We start from the raw sequence: 18,612 nt of genomic DNA on the forward strand, positions 1-18,612 counted from the left end.
GCTTCTGCTTCTTTTAATATCGATACGATTTGGGTCTCAGTCATTCGTTTGCTCATATCAAAACTCCTTATGGGTATTTTATAAGAAATTCTACGTTTGAGCTGTGTTATTTTAGGGGATAGTTACAGTAGATCTAAGCAAGCGGATGTAGTCTTATATGCTATCTTTTCAGAGAAATAATCTGAATAGTTTGTTTCATTACTTTACATTTATCATTAAATATAAAGTACCGTTTCACAAGATATTTTTATACAAAAAAACCTTTTACAAAAAAAACCTTTTACAAAAAATCCTAGATCCGGCAGTAAACCACACCTAAGACTCTCTTTACCTAAGTTTATTACTGTAATAAAGCTGTTGTTGCTTTAAGATTTTTGCATAAATGTCGTCATCGTAAGGGATGACCAAACTTTTAGGAACATCAATCTTGAAACCGTCCGATTGAATTCTTATAAACGCCTCATCTAACTCAATAACGTTCAGTCCATAGTGACTTAATTCTTCTCGTAGCTCAATCAGAATCGCTTGTCTATCTGTGTTGCTAATTTCAGGTCTGGAGTAACTCTCAGGTTTGATGATTATGCGACCATCGATAACTTCGTGATTATCTATTGGGTGTCCATTTAACAAAACACTCTGTTCAATTTTATTTTTATATTTATCATTAATCATACCCATTACTATCATTCCTTATTAGCTATTCTAAAAATGCTACTATCGCTGCGACCTTTTAAAATGATTTTTAATAAGGTGTCTGCTAGCTATTGCATAATGTGCAAGTTTTAATAAGTCTGTAAAACTATCATCAAACGACTTAGTAATTGGCATTAACTGGTGCGCTTACAGGGACTCGAACCCCGATCGATCGCTTAGGAGGCGACTGCTCTGTCCTGTTGAGCTATAAGCGCATATGCTATAGAGTGGGTTATTATAACAGGATTGAACGTAAAAAATTAGGGCGTGTCCTCATTTTGAAAATGCAAATAAAAATAAGATAAATCGCAGTCAGACAAGGAAAATAATTAGGTAAATATCAAGATATTTCCCCGTTATTTGACACGGTATGACAAGATTTAGCTATTTTAGCCCATTTAAATGCAATTGTACGAATTGAGGACACGCCCTATTAGAAAGATCCCTTTAGAAACTTACTGTGCTTTAGCTTTTAATGGTTCTACTATAGGGGGTTCATCATCGGTCATGGTTGGTAAAGGGTGTGCTATAGAGTTATTTTCAATTGCATAAAACTAAAGACTAAGCCGAGAAACACACACATTGAACTGACCGTTATTTTGACATAAAACGATAAGGGTTTATGGCGAGATGGCATAACAATATGGCATAACAATGCTCTAGTGGTAAGAGGTAACTGGTTGTGAAAGATATAAGAATATGGGCAATATAGCTGCTCGTTAGCTATTGTACCGTATTTTGGTTTAAATCGAAGCGTCGCTTTAAGTCCGTCTTTGCTCGATGTTTGACTGTTAAAGCCCATGCTTAGAGCTTTTAGGCGACATTAATTGACGCTTGAGAATGTTATTTGCTTTTAAAGTATCCAGAATCAGTTATGCTTAGGGTATGTTGAACCATCTGATAAGTCCAATAATAACAACCAAAACCAATAGTTGCTGTGAGCAAAAGACTAAGTCCCTATGTTTAAAATTATTCAATCTCATCGAACTGAAAACCTCGTTAATCATCTACTTGTTGATTACCAGTCTAAAGATCAACCAGTGTTTGAACCTTTCATTGTCATTGTCCCTTCCATGGTATTGGGCGATTGGTTAGATAAAACGATTGCCAGTCGTGCTGGTATTAGTACGTTAGTGCGTACTAAATTTTGGGGTCAATATCAGTGGACGCTTATGCAGGAGGTTTTAGAACGCCGCAATCGCTATTTGTTAGCTCAAAATCCTAACGCTAAAACGTTTGATGTACCCGAGGTAGCCGTTTTATCGCCGACGGTTATGCAGTGGCGACTGTTTGGTTATTTGACCAATTATCATCAACAGATTATTGCTAATGACAATAATCCACTACACCCTGTATTAATCTCGTTAATTGAATCGATTGAAGATCAAAAAAATGGTCATCTTGATTCTGCGCAAAAAGAGGCTCGACTTTGGCAACTGGCAAGTGATTTGGCACGAGTTTTTAACCGCTATTTAACCCACCGTGACGATTGGCTGGCGTTGTGGTCGCACGATAAAGTGCTTGATGTTAAACAGTTAATTAATGAAAAAGACAATTTATCACTTCGTTTTGATAAATACGCCCGGGGTACGCCTGAGTGGCTGGTTGAGCATTATGTTGAGTTAGAAGCGGCACAGCGTACTCTGTGGAAAAATTTATTTGCCGATGTGCATCTGTATCGTGTTGCGCTTGAAAAAGTGTTTTGGGAGGCGCTTGAGAGTAATAAGGCCAATGAGCGTGATCAGCTGCCAAAAGTATTGCGTATTTTTACTATTCAGCAGTTGCCACAAACGGAGCTGGACTTTTTACAGCGTCTGTCTAAATACATGGACATCACACTACTGCACTATAACCCCTCTAAGCTGTTTTGGGCAGATATTGTCGATAAGTCTTGGTTACAGAGACAGCAAATTATCAACCCTGAAAGTGTTTTCTTAAGAGATTATGGGCACAGTTTGCTATCACGGCTTGGCAAGCAGTCGCGTGATACCTTTGCCATGCTTGCTAACCTGTCGGGTAACGATGATTATCTAGACGATCGGGTAGAGTGGGTTGACAACTTCGAGGACGATTTTCTTGATAGCAATAACTCTAAGGTTAATGGGTTTGAAGCTTCGATAGAAAAGGAAGATGACCGAGAAGCTTATTCAACAGAAAAAGACCAAGCAACCTTTAAACCAGATAAACCAGATAAACCAGATAAACCAGATCAAAGTAATAGTATCCATCAAGCGCCGAGCTTATTGCGTAAGTTGCAAAATGATGTGTTGATGCTCGATGAGCAGTCGACGCAAGAAGCAACGGCGGCCAAAGTATCCAAAGATCTTGGCGAGCAAATTGAGCTTGGCCTAGAAACTGGAGGTGACCCTTATGCGGATGATGTATTAGAAAACAAGCATTATCAAAAGCAGCGCAGTTGGGAAATATCATTACGTGATAATAGCCTAAGCATTCATTCTTGCTATAGTTTACAACGTCAACTTGAAGTGCTACGTATTATGATTGGCCGTTGGTTAAACGAGCCGATTAAGAAGGGCGAAAAGAAACGGCATGTATCGGATATCGTGGTGTTATTGCCTGATGTTGAGAGTCATCATACCCTAATTAGATCTATCTTCGTGAATGGAAAAGGGCAAGATGGATTAACTTTGCCAGCTAAGGTAACGGGTGTGGTTGATGATGAAATAAAACAACTGTGGGAAGCAGTGCTTGGGTTTTATAAATTACTCGGTAGCGAAAGCGCCCGATTTGAGGCTGCTGAAGTACTTGATTGGTTGATGCTACCACCCTTATATGAAAACTTTAGCTTAACGCATGAGCAAATGAGCCGAGGCTGTGATTTACTTATTGAAGCTGGATTTATACGTGGTTTTGATGAGGTGCATCTTAAACAAACCTTAGATAGCAATGACTACGATTATAGATTTACCTTTGCTCAAGCATTAGATCGTTTGGCATTGGGATTGATCATGCCAGAGGCAGGCTTGACCGATTGTTTGTATCCGCTAGATCAAGATGAGTGGCCTGATGGTGCACTACCCGAAAAGAGCTTACCCCTGTCACAAGTAAGCTTAAATGATGCGCCAATTATTGAAGCACTTTGCCGAATATATTCAGGTTTGGTAGAAAGGCGCTATGATCATCAAAAGAGTATGAAAGCAGAAGACTGGCTAGATCAGATTGAGACTCAAGTGATTCATCGCTACTTTGCGGATGTGGATCAATCTCGTAGTATGCGAGCGATTTATAATGCCATGAATGGCTTTAAATCCAGTTTGCGTGCCAATCGCCATTATAGTCAATATACCAATGACCATCAGGCACGACGTGAAATGAATAAAGCCCTGCATAATGTGGAAGAGTTACCCCTTAAATTAAGCTTTATGTTAGACAGTATCGAGGCCGAGCTTGAAAGTCAGCAAGTTAGTGCTGAGCCAACTGGGGTAATTACCTTTGGCCGCTTTGGTGCGTTACGAAACGTGCCGTTTGAGCTGGTTGTGATGCTCAACATGAATCTATCTGAATTTCCTAATCAAGATAGAGACAACCGTTATGACTTGATGAAAGCCACCATATCACGCCGTGGTGATAGGGTCAGTGAAGATGATGATAATGGTGCATTTTTGGATGCTTTATTATGCGCGCGTAGTGCCTGCTGGATTTTTTATAACGGCCAAAGTCTGACCGATACGCATGAGCATCTTCCCGCCAACCCAGTAAGTGAGTTGCTGCAATTCTTACAAGGAGAGGTGCAGTGGCAGGTTAGGTCACTTGAAAACATGCCGAAAGATATTAACCCCGATGCAGAAAGTGTGAAACGTCAACTGCCAAATCTGATTAAGCAGTGGCTGGTCACTGAGCACCCTGCGTTACCGTTTGATAAGTGTTTATTCGAGACTGAGACTAACATTGAAACCAAAACGCCAGCCAGCCTGTCAACTGGTAAGGTAGACAGTCAAGAGAATGACACTTCAACTCATGCCAATCTAGCTAAACAAGCTAATAATGAGCAGGACTTGCTAGAAGTGCAGTTGAACAAAGCCATGCGTAAGACCAAACTTGCTCAGCAACAACAATTCCCACCAGCGCCGTTATGGCAAGCGGTATTTGATACTCTAAATAGCCATAATCAGACTGAGGATGCGCTACCCCGTGTGTCGTTACCAACTAAAGCACAATATCAAACGATGGCGAAGATTTTAGGGGCTCAACCAATAGCTGAGCCGGCATCAGAAAAACCTTCGATATCGCCAGACAAACCGTCAGATGCACCCACTAACAATGGACTTGGCAGGCTGGGCAGTATTGATGATAAAAGTATTCAATCGCTAATCAATATGCTGAATCTTGATTATAAAGAGGATGCCGAAGCAAAAACGGCACTGAAGCAAGCAATATTTAATATCGAAGAGATTGATATTGAAGGTGCATTAACTTACCAAGTGCGCCACCCTGCCAAGGCATTTTTACGCACTCAGCAAGTGCATATTGTTCAAGGTGAGGCATCAATTGCCAGTCAAGAGCCTCTATTTTTAGACAGTTTATCAACGTATCAGATTAACGACCACCTGATTAATAAACTGGCAGCTGACAATAAAGCGGATGCCAATATAAGTGAAGAGGTACACGAAGAGGCGCATGAGGAGGAACATTTAATTTATCAAAAGATTATGCCAGCGGGTGTGGCACGTCAAACCACGCTGTCTAATCAACAGCAAAAGCTACTGCATAAATGTGAAGAATTTAAAGAGCAACTGATTAAAAATGAATCAGAAGCGCAGCCACTGATTGAGCATATCAAATCAATAGATCATCCGTTTTTATTAACCCCTACCAAAGAAGAGCCGGTACGACTTGATATAAGACAGCTTTTTGACTTTAAAGGGCATCCTAAAGAAGACTCTGAATTAAGTATCACAAAAGATACAGAAAACTGGCTATCTGTATTACCTAATATCATAAAGATTAAAGGTAAAGTGCCTGTTTCAATGAGTTCTGCTAATGAGTTTGCTAATGGCACTGATGAGGTTGGTTCTAGCACCCCAGACCCAGACTCATCCAGCACTAATGACATGAATAATAGTGACAAGACAGCCAAGCCCTATGCCGAGCAGTCGCCAAGATACTGGCTTAATATTTTATCGAGCTCTGCTAGTCCTCAGCATTTATTGAAATTTTGGTTGTCGCATCTGTATTGGCAGGTTGCCAGACGCACCACCGCTGAGCAAGTGGCGCTGCATGATGGCGTTAGCCTGTGGCGTTACAATAAATCTCGTTCTCAAGTGTCAGAGTATAAAGATATCGTCGCGTTTAAGCTTGAGCCGATTGACTATAAGCAAGCGGCGATTGAGCTGATTAAATGGGCAGTATTTGGCAATCTTGTCGGTCAAGTGCCTATCACGTTATTACCAGATTATGCGTTGCAATATGTCTCTAAAGTGCACACCGAGCAGGATAAAGGCCTCAACTACTGGCCGAAACGTTCTGACTTTTCAGCGTGGTTTGCGCCAGGTTTTCATAGTGACATGATTTATGACAATTGCGTACAACATGCCATTTGGCAGTACGTACTACGTGATGAGGATAAGTACAAGGCGCTCACTACAGGCTTGATAAACCTAGCACAGCCATTGTATGAGCCTATGTATGCGTCACTCATTAAGATTAAATAGTTTGAGTATCTTGCTGGCATCATTTATTTCATAGGGTAGTTTTAATCCACCTCTAAATAATATCTAGATAACGACATCCTTATAAATACAATAATAAGCGTATAGCGATATGACACCAGATAATATGACACCAGACAATATGAATAATACCGTAATGGATGAAGATCAAACTCACGAGCAGGCGACTAATGAAATCATACCTGCTGTTGACGTTGATCTAACAGGCAAGCACTTGATTGAAGCCTCTGCGGGCACAGGTAAAACGTGGACGCTCACTGGGATTGTATTACGCTTACTTATTGAAGCCCGCCGTTCTCCTGAACAAATTATTGCCACGACGTTTACTCGTGCGGCGGCAGCTGAGATGCGTCAGCGTATTCATGATCGTTTGGTAGAGTTTTATCAGCTTTTACAGTGGGTAAACGTGCTTAGCGGTAACCCTGAGAATAAAGAGTTTCTTTATCCAAAAGGTTTGGTTATTGAGCCCGATTCAAAGACCAAGAACAAGACGGATAAAGAGAAGAAGGATAAAGAAAAGAAGGATAAAGAAAAGAAGGATAAACACAATGAAAATAAGAGCAACTTAGATTTATTTGCTGCTGATACTCTAAATCAAGATGATGAGAGTGCTTATAAGCTTAACAATGATCAGCGCCAAGCTTTGGTTAAAAAACGTGTGAAGTGGCTAACAGATCAAGCCAGTCACGCCCACTATGACAAGCTTATAGGCGACCCAGTTAACCTTCATTTAGTGCAATATCTATTAGACCATGTATATACCTATCAGCTATCTGAGGCTATTCGACGTACCGCTTTGGTATTAACAACGCTAGATAAGCTGTTTGTTGGCACTCTGGATAGCTTGGCACAAAAATGGCTAACAGAATATAGTAGTGAAACCGGCCATCAGTTGGGCATGGCAATTATTGAAGATCACAGCATTGAGCAAGTGACGGACAGTATTATCCATGATGAACTGCGCCAGTTTCAAAGTCGTTTGTACTATGAGCAGCCTAAGCTATACGACTTACTGGAGCAACAAGGTAAATTAACCGATGTTGAAGATCATCGAGGGCATGTCAGAGTCTCATTAAACTTTATTTCAGCGCCGATTGATGAAGTACAAGCGAGTAATTTTTCGCTTGAAGGGTATGAACAATCACTAAAAGACTTTTCAAATTTAGATTTAACTGATATTCAGCCTTATCTCAATCCAGACTATAGAAAATTACAAGGGTTTAATGGGAACTCCAGTCTTTATACTAAATTTGAGCATATTACTGAGATTCACAAAGTTATCGGAGATAGAGGCATAAACTTTAAGAACTATCTTAGTGAAGATGCTAAAAAATTAATCGGCTCGATAGAGGATGCGCGTTACCCCAGGGACGACGGTAACTTTAAGAATTTTAATAAAAATAGACAAAAAGAGCATGATGTCTTTTTTGAGCTGACAACCATTAGTAAGCTAATGGATGTTATAGATATGTCTAATGGTTTAGAGTCACATATCGTCAGTGTTCTCGCCAACTTGAATCGCCACATCGTACTTGCCGTACGTGAAAAACTGCCCATTATCTTAGAAGAGCGCTCACAGACAACATTTAGCTTACAAATGGTGCGATTAAACCAAGCATTAAGTGGTAAGCAAGGCGATAAGCTGGCACGTTATATCCGTCATCATTATCCTGTGGCACTTATCGATGAATCACAAGATGTCAACGGTGAACAGGCAATGATGATTCAAAACATCTATTTGCCAAATAACAGTAAGAACAAAGAGCGCTCCAATCATGAATTCTTACTGTTAGTGGGTGACCCAAAGCAGGCTATTTATGGATTCCGTGGTGGTGACGTTGCTAACTATAATTTTATGAAACGTCAGTTTGATGACAAGCATATTTGGACACTGGATATTAACCGCCGTTCCAATGCTGGCGTAATCAATGCGCTAAACCATTGGTTTAGTATGCCCACCCGTACCTCAAATAAGCAAAATAGACTAGCAGGACTGGGCGACAATATTTTTTATCAATATATTGAAGTAGCTAATCCTGATGCCAAGCTGTCATGGTTGCAACCACAGGCGCTATCCCAAAAAGAACAGCAATTGGCACCCACTACAGACACTCTGTATCAACAAGTGCTGCCTAATCGTGCCGTTAGTGTTATCAACCTGCCTTATAATACCGATGCTGAGTACAATGAGCATGAAACAACAGCACGACATATTGCGGCAATTCTAAAGAGCGGTCAGAGCTTGGATGGCAGGCCAATCCAGCCCAGTGACATCGGTGTTCTGGCACGAGTAAAAAATGACTTAAAGCAAGTCGAAGATGAGCTGGTTAAGCTTAAGATACCCACATTAACCACTAGCGATGTGAGTATCTTTGAAACGGTTATCGCAGAAGATGTGGCGGCCGTACTGAGTGCGATGCTACAGCCTTACAAGCACGATATGATTAATAGGGTTTTGACCAGTCATTTATATGGGCTAAATATTCAGCAAGCCAAAGCAATGATGATAGACCATGAGACAGGTGTGAAAGAAGCAGACGACTTTATATCTACTGCATCTGCCACTAGATTGGGCGAAGCGAACTCTAACCATAAAGACAGTCGCATTAAAAAAAGCGACAATAAAAGCTACCAAGATTTTATTACCTATCTGAAAGAAGGCGTTGAGCGTTGGCAACGATATGGCATATTATCTGCTTTACACTACTTGTTTGAGGCCGGTCCTTTCCAGCCTCAAGGTGTTTGGCAGACACTGGCGATGCACAAAGACGGTGAACGTCATATCATGGATTTACGTCATGTGATGGACGTGTTAGCCGAGTACAGTATTGGAATGGGTGAACACGAGTTGCTCGCATGGTTTAAGCAAAATATTGAAGATGCGCCAGACAGTGAATGGGCGAAACAATATCCGCTACCCACTGAGTCTGGGGTGCAGTTGATGACCATTCATAAGTCAAAAGGCTTGGAGTTCCCGATTGTTTATGTGCTAGGTATGGATTCGGCCAGTCGTAAGTCAGGTAATCGTGAAGAGTACGGCTTATATTTGTACAACGTTGAACAGGATAAGACGCAGGTAAACAATGAACGGTTAGAGACTAATAGCAATTTAAACAGCTTTAGTAACGACTCTAATAGCAACCCTAGTAACTCTAATAGTAATCCTAGTAACTCTAATAGCAACCCTAGTAACAATCCTCCTAACATAACAGGTGCTCAACGCCGTTTCTCTCCTGTGAAGGGCACAGCCGTGGATAAAGAGCACTATACCGATCTTGAAACGAAAGAAAACTTTGACGAGCGCAAGCGTCTCGGCTATGTGGCTTTTACCCGAGCCAGTGAGCAACTGTACATTGTACTTAGTGATCCTAAAGATAAAAGGGATGAGAAATTTAAGCCTGTTAACTTTTGGTTCGATACTGGTTTGAAAGAATACCATCTGCCTGACAGATTAAAAGGTATTGTTGGCTACTTATCAGGCGTTCAAATAACTGAGTTTTATGATACTTATTATGCGAAAAGCACGGCTCATTTTGCTGAGCTAGAATCTGATAGAGTTAGAAAAGAACCTATCAAATATGATGCGTTTGATAAGGTAATGAAAAACACCTATTTTTATGGCTGGGCTAAGACCAGCTTTACTGCGCTGGCACGTCAATTAGATGAGTCTACCCAAGCAATGGCTATAGTTGATGAGCGTATCGATGATGCGATTGACTTAAACTTATCGCAATCAGGTTCCTTAGAGAGTGTTTTTTTTAATGAAGAAAGCGCGTCAATAACGGTTACAGACAACGAAAACGTTGAACATCTAAAACCAGACGATGATATACGCTTTACTTTTGTAAAAGGGGCAAATGCAGGAACGTTTTTGCACGAAATATATGAAAAAATTGACTTTAAAAATAAAACACAATGGACGCAAGTCATTGATCGAGCAGTCAGTAGTTATCAGTTACCGATGATTTATGCCAGTGTAGAACAGCAAGAGCGCCTTTTAAACCCTAAAGATAACCTTAATACAGGCAATAAGTTAGATCAGCTTAAGCTTACTGCGGATGGAACTTATCATGACGCATTGATAAATTGGATAGAGGAGGTTTTACATACGCCTTTACTGGCCTCTAACCAAGCCTTAATCAATATTGCGCCTAACCAACGCTTTGCGGAGCTTGAATTTAATATGGGGCTATCTGATACCTTTAAGGCTCAAGATATTAATCAATTGTTTGAAAAATACGTACCAGATACAGACAAGTACATCAACCTATTGCCACAGAATCATGACCATATTTATCGCTACTTACGTGGTGAAATTGACTTAGTCTATGAGCATGCCGGTAAGTTTCATGTCGTGGATTATAAGAGTAACTTTTTAGGAAATAGCCTAAGCAAATATGATGAAAATTCTTTAAAACAAGCCATGACTAAAGCAGGGTACTGGTTACAAGCCGCCATCTATCAAGTTGCTTTACATCGCTTCTTATCCATGAGGATTGAAAATTATGCAGGCAATGAAGCGCAATATTTAGCGCCAGTTGAATATGTGTTTTTACGCGGTGTTTATGATCTAGATAGTCAATGTGCTGATGAAACAAGTGATGTGAACCATTTATCCCAGAGTGCATATAATCGCTATGGTTTGGTGACATGGGATATACCCATAGCGTTTATTAAGGCGCTAGATGCACTATTTGGTCGACCAGCCCTTTAAATAAAATGTTAAATCTCTAATTATTGAATGGGTCAATGTTAACAATCACATAAAAAATCTAAAGACTAAAGTCCTATAAATAATAGCCATAAAATCATCACGAGAAACAATGATTATGAATAATAATAACACCAGTGCTGGATCCATTAGCCTGCAAGAAAGCTGGGCGACTCATATCAGTGATTATATACTACAACGTCGTATGCAGACGCATTTGGCATATGTCAGTGCTGAAAAATCCAGCACGGTACAAGCTAGCCAAAAACCGTCGACCCAATCTGATAACTTATACAAACAAGATGCGTTATTTTCAGCCTTTTTTATTCTATTAGCCAATCAGCTTGAAGAGGGACATACCGTTTTAACTTTAAGCCAAGCCAGCGACGAGAAACCTCTATCAGGTCAAATAAATAACCAACCGGCCGAGTTATATGATTGGCAAATCAAGGTATTAGAGTTGCTTGTTACACCGTTAATAGATTTTATTGACGTTGATGAAGACGTTGAAAGCAACGGGTTGTCTATATTCGATGTGCTCTCTATTGTCTTTCATAAAAGAGAGCAGTTGTGGTGGCAAGCATCGTTAAATGCAGCGCAAAAGGAGTTGCTAAACGAGCGGTTACAGCTGGTTATTAATGTTTACGACAGTCTTCATTTATCAAGCTTAACAACACTGACTGAGCAACTCCAGAAGCATCCTTTATTTAACCAAGTAGGGTATTGTAATAGCAATCAATACAAAAATAGCCTAAGCAAATCAAAAGAAAAAAAATCTCCAATTACTTTCCATCTTAGTATTAAACAAGATACAGCCAAACAAAAAAGTAAGAAAGAAAGCAACTCAGATAATCACATGATAATTACCTTATGGTTACATCGTGCATGGCAAGCTGAATACAATTTAGCGGAAAAAATAAAGCAGATTTTGCATAACCCCATCAATTCGCTCAATATAAAACTAACGGACAACCTCAATGAACAACAGGTAAATGCCATTAAAGTCGCTAATAACAATGCTTTTAGTATTATTACGGGTGGCCCAGGCACAGGTAAAACCTATACCGTTGCCCAGCTGGTTATGGCCTTACAACAAGCACAAGAAAATGATGAGCAAGAGGGTAGTGAAGATAATAATCAGCATATTAGATTTAGTAGCGACAGTGCACGCTTAGCATTAGCAGCCCCTACTGGAAAGGCTGCCCAACGCATGCAAGAATCACTGCAAGTGGCATTAGATTCAGCTTGCTTCGATATACAGCTTCAAGAAGCGAAGACCATTCATCGCTTACTGGGTATTGGCCGTGCGGGTAAGCCTCGTTATAACGCCGATAATCCATTAGGTGAGGATATCATTATCATCGATGAGGCGTCTATGCTTGGGGTAGAGTTGGCTAATTATTTGGTCAGTGCTGTTAAGCCAGGTGCGCGTCTTATCTTATTAGGAGATGCTAATCAGCTGGCAGCAGTTGATGCAGGGGCGGTATTGGCCGACTTATGTCGTATACCATTATTATCGCAAATTCATGCTGAACTCACTGAGAGTCGCCGATTTAGTAAAGACTCTGGCATCGGTAAGCTTGCGTATGAAATCAACCAAGGTAGTGTTAATCACACCGCGATATGGCAGCTATTAAGAGAGGATGATGCACTTAATTTTAATAATATCAGTTTTGACAATATTCAAGCGTATAACAAAGACACTTTAGGTGATATAGAGAATGATGACATAGTAACAAAAGATAAGATAATAAATAGCCTAAGCAATAAAAAACAACGTCAAAAAATCGCCAATTTCTACCAAAACTACGTAAATAAAACTAAAACATTACTACAAAATCCAATAGCAACTTACCTAGCAGATGATGTGAATGAGACCATCTCAGACTTAATGGCTATTTTTAACGAATTTAGAGTATTAAGTGCAGGTCATCATGGAGAATGGGGAGACCATTACCTCAATAATTATCTTACTCAAGGGCATACGACTGAGTTAAAATTACCGATTAGGCAAGACGCTTGGTATCACGGACGCCCTGTTATGGTATTACAAAACAACTATGAGCTTGGGCTCTTTAATGGTGATATTGGAATTTGCTTACAAACGGCAGGGCCGCAGGGTAGGTTAGAGGTGTTTTTTGAAAATAAAACGCAAGGCATTGCCATAAATTTGCTCAATGAAGAGCTGATCGCTACTGCGTATGCCATGACCATTCATAAGTCGCAAGGTTCTGAGTTTGATCATGTGGCGATTACTCTTGATAATAGCCATACTAGATTGTTGAGTAAAGAGCTTATTTATACTGCCGTTACTCGAGCCAAAAAACAGGTCACTATTTTTAGCTCAAAGCAGAGCTTGGAAAAGGCGGTTGCGACTCCTACTCAAAGGCACACTGGATTGGCATTGCAATTTGATTAAATAAACAACCATTAATCAATATTCATTAAAAAAGGCATCCTTTGATGCCTTAAAACTATAAAATATAAACTATAAACTATAAATAATCAAAACGTTAAATGAGCCACAATAAACAATTATGGTTTATCTTCTTTAATGGCGTAGATACCTGGCAGATGACGTAAATAGCCATGAAAATCCATACCACAGCCATAGACATAGCGATCAGCAACATCTAAACCAATAAAATCAACTTCAAAGTCTTTAACTTTACGATCATGTACCTTATTTAATAGCACACAGCAATCAATTGACGCAGGGTTCTCTTTAGCTAATGCGTCTACAATTTGTTTTAAGGTAATGCCTTCATCAAATATATCGTCAATAAGCAAAACATGTTCACCTTCAACACTCACATCAGGCTTATACTTCCATATCAACTCATTCGTACCTTCATTTGCACGATAACGAGTGGCATGTAAATAGTGCATACGATGATAGAATGTCAAATGAGTCAACAGTTGACCAGCAGGTATCAAGCCACCATTCATCACAACCATTACAATAGGGTTTAAACCTGCGTAATGCAAATTAAGTGTTGCCGCCAGACGCTCATATGCAGCGGATACCTCAAGACTACTAATCAGACACTCTGAATTGCGTAATGTTTGTTCGATTTCTTGATTGCTGATTTGACTCATAATAAATACACTTAGATAAATTTTTATTCTAACAGAAGTCTTTTTATTCAGCCAAGCATGATAGAACTATTTTACTTAAAAAACCAAATAAAGCTTAGTTAAGCTCCATTTATTCGGGTTTCTCAATGATAAAAGGTCGATAAAATCGAATAAGTCTAGTTAATGCGTCATCGTCAAGCTGAGGAAATAATTTATTTACCGCCATCTCGATGCCTTTACTGATGCCTGCATAAGCTAAAGGTATTGATTTTCTTTTGATGATGCCTAGAGGTAGGGTTTGTGAGAATCTTGAGATGAAGTGTTCAAGTACTACATTATTCAAGGTTATTAGGGCTTGACTGAGCTGTACTCTATCCACTTTATCATTACTTGCTTTTGCAAAGGCATCGGTGATTGAGTGGGCGACGTCAGGGGTAAGTTGACAGCCAACACGCCTAACCCCCATATTATCGATAAATACTGTTTCGTCGCGCAAGTAATAAATATTTGGCAGTACCTCAGCGTTTTTATCTTTACTTAAGAGCAAATTTAGCATGGTTTCAGTAGAGCCTTCTATCGTATTAACCACCTTTTTCATAGCTTCCTTACGCTCTTCATTAGGTATAATATTGATAATTTCGACCAGTAAGCTTTCGATAAGCTCCCGGCCTATTTGTTTCGCAGTTTTGTTTCTTAAAATGTAGTAGGGTTGATCACTTTCAGTATCAAGTAGCTCTAAAACGTCATCAAGCATCTTTGATAGTTTTTCAGAGGGTTTAAAGCCGAAGTAATACGACATCATGACTCCTTTAGAGTAATATTTTTAATAAATCGATAAAAGGTGGTTAAAAGTTATTAATACCCTTCAGGTAAATATGTTATAAAACACTTGCCATAATTTGTATATAAGTTTAATTTTACTGAAAAGCAGTTTATAACTGCACTTATAACTTTATCAATATTATCTTAACTCTATTATTGATATAAAAACAAATACGGGTTACTTTTAGCTTAATAAAATGTATTAATTTTAAAAGTAATAACTTTAACAACAGTTCTTTAAAAAAAGCTATTAAAAAACAGCTCTTTTACAAAAAAAATCTATCTTTGAGGAGATTATCATGAAAGGAGATTATCATGAATAGTGCCGTAGTACTATTATTTGGTGTACTGGCTATGTTGTGTGGCTATTTATTTTATTCTAAATATATTGCAAAACATATTTTAGGGTTAGATGATTCAATAGTAACACCCGCTCATACAATGAAAGACGGTGTGGACTATGTGCCTACTAACAAATATGTGTTATGGGGGCATCATTTTACATCAGTAGCTGGTGCAGCGCCTATAATTGGTCCTGCGATAGCCGTAATATGGGGATGGGTACCTGCCATTCTTTGGGTCGTATTAGGTACTATTTTTATGGCTGGTGTCCATGACATGTCTGCCGTTTGGGCAAGTGTGCGTAATAAAGGCCAGTCTATTGGCTCTATTGCAGGTTCAGTCATGGGTGGCCGAGTACGGACACTTATGATGGTAGTCATATTCCTGCTGTTACTTATGGTTAATGCGGTATTTGCTGTCGTTATAGCTAATATGATGATTAAAACACCCTCGGCAGTTATCCCAGTATGGGGGGCATTAGTCGTTGCGGCTATTATCGGCCAGTGTATTTATCGATTTAAAATGAGCTTACCAATCGTCTCTATTTTAGGGGTAATTGCTCTTTACTCGCTAATTTATCTGGGCACATTGTATCCAATCGTATTACCAGAGACGGTATTGGGGCTTCCAGATAACGCCATATGGATTATTATTTTATTCGTCTATGCTGCGGTAGCGTCTCTGCTTCCAGTATGGATGTTACTACAACCGCGTGACTATATTAATGGATTACAGCTTTTTATTGGTTTGATCTTATTGTATGGCGCTGTACTTCTAGCCACACCTGATATTGTTGCGCCTGCTATTAACCACAATATGCCAGCAGGCTCTCCTTCTATGTTACCCCTACTGTTTGTGACAGTCGCATGTGGCGCCATTTCAGGCTTCCACGGACTGGTCTCTACGGGTACCACGTCAAAACAAATCGACAAAGAAGAAGATATAAGATTTGTTGGTTACTTTGGTGCTGTAGGTGAGGGTTTGCTAGCACTTGGCGCGATTTTAGCGGCTACGGCAGGTTTTGCGACCTTAGGAGACTGGGAAGCCGTATATCAAAAATTCGGCGACGGTTCAGTGGGTGCATTCATTGATGGTGGTGCCACTATTCTTAATGCTGGCGTAGGTATTGAGATTGTATTATCGCAAACTATTCTAACCGTTATGGCGGCCTTATTCGCAGGTACGACAATGGATACGGGTGTACGTCTTCAACGTTATATTTTCCAAGAGTTTGGAGAGGTATATAACTTACCCCCATTGAGAAAAGGCAGTATCGCGACTCTATTGGCAGTGGGCACCTGTTTATTACTTGCATTCGGTGCTGGCGGTATTGATGGTTCTGGCGGTATGATGATTTGGCCTCTGTTTGGTACCACTAATCAGTTGATGGCCGCTTTAACATTGATGGTTGTTACTGTTATCTTATTAAGAAAGGGAAAGGCTGTCTGGTATACTTTAGCTCCTTTATCCTTCTTATTAGTGATGGCAATATTTGCTTTGATACTACAGCTAAAGACTTTTTATCAAGATGGCAACTGGTTGCTTATCATCATGGATATTATTATTTTAATAGCCACAATTATGGTAACTTTCGAAAGCTTTTCGGTGTTACGCCGCGAATGGAATCAACATAAAGGGATTGCCAAATAATCAATTTTTAATTTGGTTTTAAAGTAAAAACGCTGGCAATTGCTGGCGTTTTTTTGAGCATATTAGAGTTAGGCTGAACTAAAGATTTCAAGTAAACATATGGGCTATATAAATGAGGAAATCCTATGGCTAATGATACATCTGACACATCCGATACATCAACTTGGCAACGTTTTTTGGACGGTTTAAATGAATTTTATCACGCACCATACCGTCAAACATTAGCAAGAGCGGCACGTGAAGAAGAAGATTTATTTATGCTGCTCCTGTTTTCAGAGAGCTTGGGCATAGATAATCCTGCTAGCTTTTACACGCTTGAGTTACAACCTATATTTTTAGAAAAATTTCATGACTGGCATATTAGAATGGGAATGCCGCGCTGCCCATTACAACATGGGGGCTGCTGCTGAAATTTATTGCTAATGTATCTTTTGGGAATTAAATACTTTATTTAGTTTTCTACCTTCTTTCATTTCAGGTATTCATATATGCAGTCATTATCTTTATTAGTGAAGCAGCTGGTGCATATGCCAGTCATATTCGTTGGTGGTAAGGGTGGGGTGGGTAAAACGACCACAGCAGCAGCTTTAGCAACTCAATTTGCCGCGCAAGGCGACAAGACATTAATCATTTCAACCGACCCTGCCCATAGCTTGGGTGATGTCTTTAATCACAAGCTGAGTAACACTACAACGTCCTTAAACCAGAATCTAGATGCTATTGAACTTAATCCAAATGAGATTATAGATAAACACTTTAAACAGGTTGAACGAACCATAAGCAGCTACGCAAATCCAGATATGATGCCTAAAATAAAAGAACATCTTAAGTTATCTAAAAGCGCACCTGGCGCACAAGAAGCAGCAATGCTGGAAGCAATTTGTACGCATTTAGTCGATGCAGTAGAGTCTGGATATTATAACCATATTATATTCGATACCGCACCAACAGGGCATACGCTGCGCTTGCTCGTGCTACCTGAGATGATGGAAGCTTGGACAGACGGATTATTAACTCAGCAGCGTCGTCAAGCAAAGCTAAAAAGTGCCGCAGACAACTTAGCCCCGCATAAGCCAACTCTTGGTAAATCCAAATTAGCCAATCCATTTGCGCCCGCAAAACCTATGGACCGCTGTGAAAAAGCTGTTGACGTCTTGAATAAACGTAAATCTTTATTTGCGAAAACAGGCAAACTGTTGCACGCCAGCAATAAAACAGCTGTCGTCTTAGTGATGACGGCTGATAACCTACCTATTGAGGAGACAAGAAGGGCAGTAAGTCAGCTACAAGAAGCTAAATTAGCGCCAGCTGCTATTGTCATTAATCAGTTGATTAGCCCCAAACAAAGTGATACTTTTTGGCAACAACGAGCCACACGCCAGCAGAAGTTACTTGGCGACATTGAGCATCATTTTAACGACTACCCATTGTATGGTATTGAACTGCAACAAACTGATATTAGAGGGATTAACGAGTTGCAGGATCTGAATTAACAAGGTTTATACTTTTTTTAATTTCACTTTTTGTATTGCTATACCAATTTTTAGATTTGCTATTAGTGGGGTTTTAGAATAGCGAGATGTTGATAATACTCAGATAATAAAATTAAGCCGACTTAATGAGAGG

The 18,612-nt window shown here is 39.7% G+C and carries 9 protein-coding genes and 1 tRNA gene; 6 read left to right on the forward strand and 4 right to left on the reverse strand.

Features of this window, described 5'->3' with window-relative positions:
* Positions 1-327: 327 nt before the first annotated feature.
* Together AC2SLL_RS06060 and AC2SLL_RS06065 are read right to left on the reverse strand one after the other, a co-directional pair.
* Positions 328-678, reverse strand: a complete 351-nt coding sequence (locus AC2SLL_RS06060) for a hypothetical protein (protein ID WP_486530793.1) — start codon at positions 676-678, stop codon at positions 328-330.
* Between the two features lie 154 nt (positions 679-832).
* A tRNA-Arg gene (locus AC2SLL_RS06065) sits at positions 833-908 on the reverse strand.
* 744 nt (positions 909-1,652) lie between these two features.
* Between AC2SLL_RS06065 and AC2SLL_RS06070 the strand changes: the two genes are divergently transcribed.
* The 3 genes from AC2SLL_RS06070 (at position 1,653) to recD (ending at position 13,513) form a co-directional block, all read left to right on the forward strand.
* On the forward strand, positions 1,653-6,365 hold the full coding sequence (locus AC2SLL_RS06070; protein ID WP_486530794.1) for an exodeoxyribonuclease V subunit gamma: 4,713 nt from the start codon (positions 1,653-1,655) through the stop codon (positions 6,363-6,365).
* Between the two features lie 154 nt (positions 6,366-6,519).
* Positions 6,520-11,097, forward strand: a complete 4,578-nt coding sequence (locus tag AC2SLL_RS06075; protein ID WP_486530941.1) for a UvrD-helicase domain-containing protein — start codon at positions 6,520-6,522, stop codon at positions 11,095-11,097.
* Between the two features lie 115 nt (positions 11,098-11,212).
* Entirely contained in the window at positions 11,213-13,513 is a 2,301-nt protein-coding gene (gene recD, locus AC2SLL_RS06080; protein ID WP_486530795.1) for an exodeoxyribonuclease V subunit alpha, read from the forward strand.
* Between the two features lie 116 nt (positions 13,514-13,629).
* On the opposite strand, the gene AC2SLL_RS06085 is transcribed toward recD, so the two are convergent.
* Both AC2SLL_RS06085 and AC2SLL_RS06090 read right to left on the reverse strand, forming a co-directional pair.
* The gene (locus AC2SLL_RS06085; RefSeq protein ID WP_486530796.1) at positions 13,630-14,193 is read right to left on the reverse strand and encodes a hypoxanthine-guanine phosphoribosyltransferase; all 564 of its coding nucleotides are present in this window, start codon (positions 14,191-14,193) and stop codon (positions 13,630-13,632) included.
* Positions 14,194-14,302: 109 nt separating this feature from the next.
* On the reverse strand, positions 14,303-14,971 hold the full coding sequence (locus AC2SLL_RS06090; RefSeq protein ID WP_486530797.1) for a hypothetical protein: 669 nt from the start codon (positions 14,969-14,971) through the stop codon (positions 14,303-14,305).
* A 338-nt stretch (positions 14,972-15,309) separates the two neighbouring features.
* Here AC2SLL_RS06090 and AC2SLL_RS06095 point away from each other — a divergent pair, with 338 nt between their 5' ends.
* From AC2SLL_RS06095 to AC2SLL_RS06105, 3 genes are all read left to right on the forward strand, one after another.
* Positions 15,310-16,986 (forward strand): carbon starvation CstA family protein, encoded by a 1,677-nt coding sequence (locus tag AC2SLL_RS06095; protein WP_486530798.1) that lies wholly within the window; start codon positions 15,310-15,312, stop codon positions 16,984-16,986.
* Positions 16,987-17,111: 125 nt separating this feature from the next.
* The gene (locus AC2SLL_RS06100) at positions 17,112-17,396 is read left to right on the forward strand and encodes a cory-CC-star protein (protein WP_486530799.1); all 285 of its coding nucleotides are present in this window, start codon (positions 17,112-17,114) and stop codon (positions 17,394-17,396) included.
* Between the two features lie 78 nt (positions 17,397-17,474).
* Positions 17,475-18,479 carry an ArsA family ATPase gene (locus AC2SLL_RS06105; RefSeq protein ID WP_486530800.1) on the forward strand — a complete coding sequence of 335 codons (1,005 nt, stop codon included), beginning with the start codon at positions 17,475-17,477 and terminating at the stop codon, positions 18,477-18,479.
* The last annotated feature ends 133 nt before the right edge of the window (positions 18,480-18,612 follow it).

This window comes from Psychrobacter sp. CX97 (assembly GCF_057396285.1).